The organism is Trichothermofontia sp. (genome assembly GCF_053493415.1).
In genome coordinates this window covers 1-7,027 of record NZ_JBRCAD010000101.1, presented here as the reverse complement: position 1 = coordinate 7,027, position 7,027 = coordinate 1, and the positions used below count along the sequence as shown (strand labels likewise).

Genomic DNA, 7,027 nt, shown 5'->3' with positions numbered 1-7,027 from the left:
GCCCCTGACAGGACCGCCCCCTAGCCAAAGTATTCCCATCCCGGTTCCCCCCCCGGAACAGGCAGCCCCTAGTTCCACGCTCGCGGGGAATGTTTGTCCGCCCCAATTGGTCAGCCAGCTTGAAGCGGTGATCAAGAGTCCCCGTTATGCGGGCGGGACCTGGGGCGTGTTAGTGGAACCGTTGACCAGTAGCCAACCCCTTTACAGCCATAATGCCGATACCTACCTAATTCCCGCGTCAAATACGAAGCTCTTTACGACGGCAGCCGCGTTGCAGATTTATAACCCGGCGGTCAAGGCGCGATCGGCCTCCTTCCCCACCACGATCGCCGAAATCAACCGCTGGAGCGATAATGCCACTGCCGATAGCCTCTTCAAGCAGATCGGTGGCCGGGCGATCGCGCGGGACGCCCTGGCGAATCTGGGGGTGAATCCCGCCAGTTTTGTGCAGGTAGACGGCTCAGGACTCTCGCGGCAGAACTTGGCAACCCCCACCGCCCTAGTCCAAACCCTCAAGGCAATGACCAGCACCCCGGATGCCAAACTCTTCCGGGAAACCCTGCCCGTTGCTGGGGTGAGTGGGACCTTGCGCAATCGGATGCAGTCGGCTCCGGCACGGGGGCGGGTCCACGCCAAGACCGGAACACTGCGGGGGGTACGGGCACTCTCTGGCTATATTGACGGCACGGGGTATGGCACGGTGGCCTTTAGTGTGCTGGCCAATCACCCCAGCCAGGACGGAACAGCCCTCGTCAGTGGCATTGACCAAATTGCAACCCTGCTGACACAAGTCACCCCCTGTCGCTAACTGGGGCAGCCTATGGGCAAGACCGATCGTGGGGATAGCGATTACCGCTATAGTAGGTACGCGAAGTACGCTGCTTAGAGGTCAGGGCTAATGAAAGCGGTGGTCATGACTGCCCCCGGTGGGCCAGAGGTACTCCAGCTTCAGGAGGTACCGGAACCCCAAATTCGCCACGATCGTGACCTGCGGGTCAGGCTCAAGGCTGCGGGTGTCAACCCGATCGATACCAAGTTGCGTAGCCGGGGCACCTTTTACCCCGATCAGATGCCCGCGATCCTGGGCTGCGATGGGGCCGGCATTGTCGAAGCGGTGGGGCCTGGCGTTGAACGTTTTCAGGTAGGGGATGCGGTCTATTTCTGTCAGGCTGGCCTCGGGGGACATCCCGGCAACTATGCAGAAGTGGCCGTCGTGGATGAACGGTTTGTTGCCCCAAAGCCCAAGTCCCTGACCTTTGCGGAAGCGGCTGCCGCGCCCCTGGTGCTGATTACGGCCTGGGAGGCCCTATACGATCGCGGGCGGCTACAGGCGGGGCAATCCGTGCTAATTCATGCGGGCGCGGGGGGCGTCGGTCATGTGGCCGTGCAATTAGCCCACCTGCAAGGTGCCCAGGTAGCCACGACCATCAGCACGCCAACCAAGGCTGAGTTTGTCCGGCACCTGGGAGCGGCGTTCCCCATCTTTTACCGGCAAACGGATTTTGTGAAGGCGGTGCTTGACTGGACCCAGGGGGAAGGGGTCGATCTCGCCTTTGATACGATCGGCGGTCCTGTCCTAGAGCAAACCTTTCCGGCGGTGCGGGTTTACGGGGATATCGTCACCATTTTGGCCCCCGACGCCCAGACGAATTGGAAAGTCGCCCGCGATCGTAATTTGCGCCTCAGCTTGGAACTTATGCTCACCCCCATGCTGCAAAACCTAGTCACCGCCCAGCAAGATCAGGCAAACATTCTGAAACAATGCGCTCGTCTTATCGATCACGGCCAACTCAAAATTAAGCTCAGCCACACCTTCCCCCTCGCGGCAGCCGCCGCCGCCCATCGCCTCTTGGAACAAGGCTCTACCCTGGGGAAAATTGCCTTGACGATCGGGGATGATGCAAGCTAATCAATTTGGCAACAATCCCCAACTTTCCCAAGAGAGTGTTTGAAAAGTCCAGAAACAAGTCATTGTGGCGACTAAAGCCGCCACTACAAACACCCAGCAACCCTTAGGACAACCAAACGTCGAGGGTTCTAGTCGCGGTTTTAACCGTGCGCTCCCTTTTAAAACATCCTCTAACGCATCTAACTGAGGGAATCCAAATCCAGAGCTTGGGAGCCGCCCCGCTCCAGTTGCAGCAAAATCTTACCCAACTGACCCCAAACCAACGCGGCAGTAAAAAGTGTCAAGGGCAAGGAAATAACATAGGACAATTCCGATGGGAAGCCAAAAATTTGTAACCCTGCTGTCAGAAACAAACCAATCCCTAGGCAAATACCCACAAATGAGAAAAATAACTTAGGACTCCGCACTGCCGCTAGATTCTCAGTCGTCCGGTTTTTCGACCAAGCCTGCACGGATTGCTTCAGGGTTCCTTCAAAGGCAGCCCCCGAAGTCATCCCAATAAACAAACCTGCTAAAAACAAAAAATACGGGGGATCGACAAGATAGTACACGCAGCCAACCTCTTCGTGAATCAACGCCAATGTCAGTCAATCAGCTAAATTACTCTTAACACAAAACCTTTAACGCAACGCATTTTGCAAGGCACTCAGGGGCGCCATTGTGGGCAGGAAGGTGGCAGCCCCCTCTAGGGAAAAGTCCGCCAGTGCCCCCAGGGCAGAACTAAACAGCCGCTCAGGCCGTAAGTCCTCTTTAATTAAGGCCCACAGCCGTTGTACTTCTTCGGTATGCAAGCGATCGTCTTCCGTCAGCGCTAACAATACCTGCCGCCGTAGGTAACGCCCCTCCTCCGACATGAGGTATTGGAATCCCAGTTGGGCGGTGGGCAGCAGGTCAAAGTTTTGATCCGTGCGGGCAATTCTTAAGAGGTTTTCCAGCCGTTGCCACTGGAACCGTCCATCCCGGAAAAGCACCTCCAGAAGCCGTCGCCGTAGTTGGGGCGATTCCCCTTGCAACAACCGACGGGCCACATAGGGATAGGCAACTTCGACGATTTTAAAATTGGGGTTCATGCTCAGGGCTAACCCCTCCTGCGTCACCAGCGATCGAATAATTAGGGCAAATTTGGCGGGCACCCGGAAGGGATAGTCAAACATCAACTCGGAAAAGCGATCGGTAATCGTCTTGAAGTTAAAGTCCCGCACACTTTCACCCATAATGTCGCCTAACACCGCTTCCAGCGCCGGGACGATCGGGCGAATATCCGTATTCGGGGCCAGAAACCCTAACTTGACGAAATCACTAGCTAGCGCTGGGTACTCCTGATTGATGAGATGCACGAGGGCATCCACCAGGGTTTCCTTCGTCTCCTCATCCAGTTGGTCCATCATGCCAAAGTCAATGTAGGCTAACCGCCCTAGGACCTCCGGCTCCTGATCGCTCACGGACATGACAAAGAGGTTACCGGGGTGGGGATCGGCGTGGAAAAAGCCAAACTCCAGCAATTGCTGCAACCCAGATGTCACACCAATCCGGATAATTTCATTCACCTCCAGGCCCGCCGCCCGAATTTCCTCAGTCCCCGTCATCTTGATGCCGTCAATCCATTCCAGGGTCAATACCCGTGAGGTGGTATACCGCCAGTAAATGCGGGGGACCTTCACCTGGGGATGATCTTGGAAGTTAGCAGCAAACTTTTCGGCATTGCGCCCCTCGTTCAGGTAGTCGATTTCCTCAAAGAGCTTGGTGCCAAACTCATCCACAATCAGCCGCAGATCGTGACCTAAATTCAGGGGGAGAACCGCTGCCAACCACCGCGCCGACCAACGCATGAGAAACAAATCCAGGGTCAAGACCGGTAGGAGATTCGGACGCTGCACCTTGAGGGCGACGGGTTCACCCGTGTGGAGCTTGGCGCGATAGACCTGCCCCAAACTCGCCGCCGCCACGGGCGCTGCGGATACGCTCTCAAAGACCGTTGCGATCGGCTGATTCAGTTCCGCCTCCACTAGGGCCATTGCGGTGGTCGTGGGGAAGGGGGGCAACTGATCCTGGAGTTTCACCAGTTCTTCGAGAAAATCCTTATGGATCAGATCAGGCCGCGTGGACAACGCTTGCCCCACCTTAATAAAGGTCGGACCCAGCCGGGTCAGCAGTTGACGCAGTTGCACAGCCCGCACGGTTTTACGACTGCTTGGATCAGCCGCCCAGCGATCCCATTTCAAACCGAGCAGGAAACCCGCAAATCCCCAGAGGATATTGAGTGTTCGCCAGATCACTAACCAAGGACGCCGGGCATAATAGCGGGCGATCGCGTCGGGGTCGTAGCCGCGTAGTGAGTCAAGTGGATGCCGGGTCACTAACTTGTACCTCTACCTTGCTCTAATGGAAGTGTGTCATCACGGTCACTGGCAGGCGAAGGGGCGGCGTTGATTACCCCCCTTCGCAGCAGAAAATCAAAAAATATTAAGGTTTCAAGCAAAGGGGACATTGCATGGTAGGAAGTGTTCCTGAAAAATAGCGCATGAATTATCGATTTGTTAACTTAAGTATACAAAAGTACAAATACTTTTTGACGATCGCGGGGAAAAAATCTGAATACTTGCGGCAAGCAATCCCCTGCCTTTATGGCTAAAAGCTCGCCACTACGGGATCGAGCGCAACTATCCCAGAAATTCAGGCAAACATTAAGAAATATGAAGACATGCGCCCATCGCCATCAAGATTGGGGTCCTCATAACGGCTCTTGAATTCAATCCATAGGGAAACAGGGAAACAAGGATGAAGGGTCAGTTCCATTCTGGAGAATCGCGATCGCGGCTGTCTGTATCCTGCAAGTCAAGCGAAGCCCCGGCGTCGGGAAGTGGCGGCGGCGCGGTAACGGCTCGCCCATAGTGATGGGTTGTCTTTGACCCGTTAGGGTTAGCCAGTGGGGTGAGCTAGATTCACCAAACGGCATGAAGTGGGTTCCGGCCTGCGATCGCGACACTAAAGAGGTAGCCCATCAGACCCGATGCGAACGGGACCAACGGTGCCCATTGTGATATTAGGCACGGCTGATCGGTTTCACCCCAAGACACTGTTTGATGAGTCACTGCCGGCATGGCTAGCCGTTGGAACAGCCCCCGCAATGACCGAGTTTCGAAATCCACGCTTCACACGCTCCTGGAGTGTCCTATGAAAACGACCTTCACCCAAACCCTTCTGACCGGGTTAGCGGCCCTGAGTACCGCTGGCGCAGCCCTACTCACCCCACAACCCGCTGAGGCCATGACTTGCTACTACCACACGGTTTATATCCCTGTCGTCTCCGGCGGGTACTATACGGTCCAAGGCTATTGGGTCCCGCGTCAGGTGCGCTATGTTCAACAAGTCCAGCCCGTATGCGTTGTCAATGCCATCGGGAGTTAAGCCGGACGCCTCCCGTTTAGCCGTTATTCGCGGTTTCCTTCAGCAATTGATGAATACCTTGTAACTCCGTCAGGATGGCCGTCAGCAGTTCCTCGGTGCGATCGGGGGCTGGCGGTTGAACCTGGATAGTGATCGGTTGCAAATCCAGAACATCCCTGGCAAAGCGGGCCACCTCATTGGGGTGAAAGACCAAGGGTTCCCGCTTATGGTGGCGATATTCTGGGTTCAACAGTTGGGGATTATAGGGGGGGTTCAGGAGTTTGCGATCGGTATTGGTATAGCGGTAGATGGATGCCCGCGATCGATGCAAGAGCTTCTGGACCGCCTCAATATCCAAGAGTCCCCCCGGTTCCGTCGATTCAATGGTGGCCATACATCCCAAACTCCTGCTGCTGGTCACCTCAATCTTAATTTGAGACTAGTGACATTAGGGATGCATCAGGGTTGTTGGCCAACTCTCCTCAGGTAGGGTCACCCACAGCCCGGTCGGACCGTTGCCCCCCAGCTTAATCGTTAGGGTTGTGATCTGGGCATCGATAAGACGGCTATGGGCGGGGCCAGCCCCGGTACCCAGGTTTAAATCATAAGCCGGGAAACAGGCTGCACTGAGGCTCAGCCGGAGCGCATGCCCCCCAGGAATCTGGGCACAGATGGGCTGTAGGGAAATCCGGTAGGGCGGGCTAGACTGACCCACAACCACCCGCCGATACCCCTGGCTGAGGTGATACACCCGCCCGTCGGCATAGACTTCCGACAGAATGGCACAGAGGTCAAAACTGGGCCGATCGGCCTCGCAGAAAACTTCCACCCACCCATGACCGGCCAACGGGAGGGGCTGGGTGAGGGGAGGGCTGGTGTAGGTGAGGACATCACTGCGGCTGTCGATCGCCCGCCGGTCAAAGCTCCCCGCTGGCAGAGCGGCATGCCCCCCAAGCGCTGGGACAGGACGCCAGGGATCATGAACGAGGACATCCTGGGCCGCCGGTAGGGCAGGAACGCCCCGTTCCCCCGCCGGCCCTGCGACTAAACGACCCGCATCATCCCGGATACTGGCCAAACCGTTACTGGTTAACCCATAGACTTGCACGCGGCCCTGGGGCCAACGGGGGAACGATCGCCAGCCATGACTTCCCAGGTCAAATAACCGCACGGGCGGTTCAGCGACCAAGCCCGTATCCTGTCCCTTCAGAAAGTGATCAAACCAACGGAGTTGTAAAGTATCCACCGGACTAAGGGCTTCAGGGCCATAGTCAATTGCCCCCACCTGCCGTGACCAGGGCAGGTGGGCCCAGGGACCAATAAGCAACTGTTGCGGAAACACGCTGCGATCGGCCATTTCTTGATAAAGGCGGACATTCCCCCGCAGGAAGGGATCAAACCAGCCACCAATGTGGAGCATGGGCAGGTCAACCTGGCTTAAATCCGGCGATCGCGATCGCCAGTAGTCATCCGGCTGATCGTGGCGTAGCCAATCATGGTAAAAGGATTGGGGTGCTAGTTCCCGTAGTAGGTGGGGGTTGGCCGGGAGCGGCTCAAATAAGGGCAAGTTACGGGCGGCGGCGTAGAGTTGTGGGTAGGCATGGGTATTCCCCTGGCGGCGGGCGGTTTCAGCAGCCAGTTGTATCGCCCAACTCAGATTCGCTTGTAAACAAAAGGCTCCCCCTTCATAGGCCCAGTCGGCATACAGGTCATAGCCCACCATTGCGGGAC

The 7,027-nt window shown here is 56.6% G+C and carries 7 protein-coding genes; 3 read left to right on the top strand and 4 right to left on the bottom strand.

All coding sequences use genetic code 11. The features are described from left to right. A partial coding sequence (gene dacB, locus ACWIUF_RS08570; RefSeq protein ID WP_448571890.1) for a D-alanyl-D-alanine carboxypeptidase/D-alanyl-D-alanine endopeptidase occupies nucleotides 1-808 on the top strand: 808 nt, incomplete at its 5' end. A 90-nt stretch (nucleotides 809-898) separates the two neighbouring features. Further along, the gene (locus tag ACWIUF_RS08565; RefSeq protein ID WP_448571889.1) at nucleotides 899-1,909 is read left to right on the top strand and encodes a zinc-dependent alcohol dehydrogenase family protein; all 1,011 of its coding nucleotides are present in this window, start codon (nucleotides 899-901) and stop codon (nucleotides 1,907-1,909) included. A 179-nt stretch (nucleotides 1,910-2,088) separates the two neighbouring features. Here the strand turns inward: ACWIUF_RS08565 and ACWIUF_RS08560 are convergent, their stop codons facing one another. Both ACWIUF_RS08560 and ACWIUF_RS08555 read right to left on the bottom strand, forming a co-directional pair. Further along, nucleotides 2,089-2,460 (bottom strand): hypothetical protein, encoded by a 372-nt coding sequence (locus ACWIUF_RS08560; protein WP_448571888.1) that lies wholly within the window; start codon nucleotides 2,458-2,460, stop codon nucleotides 2,089-2,091. A gap of 69 nt (nucleotides 2,461-2,529) precedes the next feature. Next, nucleotides 2,530-4,266: an ABC1 kinase family protein gene (locus tag ACWIUF_RS08555; protein WP_448571886.1), complete on the bottom strand. Its 1,737-nt coding sequence runs from the start codon at nucleotides 4,264-4,266 to the stop codon at nucleotides 2,530-2,532. Nucleotides 4,267-5,083: 817 nt separating this feature from the next. Between ACWIUF_RS08555 and ACWIUF_RS08550 the strand changes: the two genes are divergently transcribed. Next, the gene (locus ACWIUF_RS08550; RefSeq protein WP_448571885.1) at nucleotides 5,084-5,317 is read left to right on the top strand and encodes a hypothetical protein; all 234 of its coding nucleotides are present in this window, start codon (nucleotides 5,084-5,086) and stop codon (nucleotides 5,315-5,317) included. A 16-nt stretch (nucleotides 5,318-5,333) separates the two neighbouring features. Here ACWIUF_RS08550 and ACWIUF_RS08545 read toward each other — a convergent pair whose 3' ends face one another. Continuing rightward, nucleotides 5,334-5,690: a resolvase gene (locus ACWIUF_RS08545; RefSeq protein ID WP_448571883.1), complete on the bottom strand. Its 357-nt coding sequence runs from the start codon at nucleotides 5,688-5,690 to the stop codon at nucleotides 5,334-5,336. Nucleotides 5,691-5,744: 54 nt separating this feature from the next. After that, on the bottom strand, nucleotides 5,745-7,027 hold a 1,283-nt coding region (locus ACWIUF_RS08540), incomplete at its 5' end, for a CocE/NonD family hydrolase (RefSeq protein ID WP_448571882.1).

Bases quoted from the DNA above. Each gene is read 5' to 3' on its own strand.
- ACWIUF_RS08545 (WP_448571883.1), bottom strand. From the start codon at position 5,690: ATGGCCACCATTGAATCGACGGAACCGGGGGGACTCTTGGATATTGAG.
- ACWIUF_RS08550 (WP_448571885.1), top strand. From the start codon at position 5,084: ATGAAAACGACCTTCACCCAAACCCTTCTGACCGGGTTAGCGGCCCTG.
- ACWIUF_RS08565 (WP_448571889.1), top strand. From the start codon at position 899: ATGAAAGCGGTGGTCATGACTGCCCCCGGTGGGCCAGAGGTACTCCAG.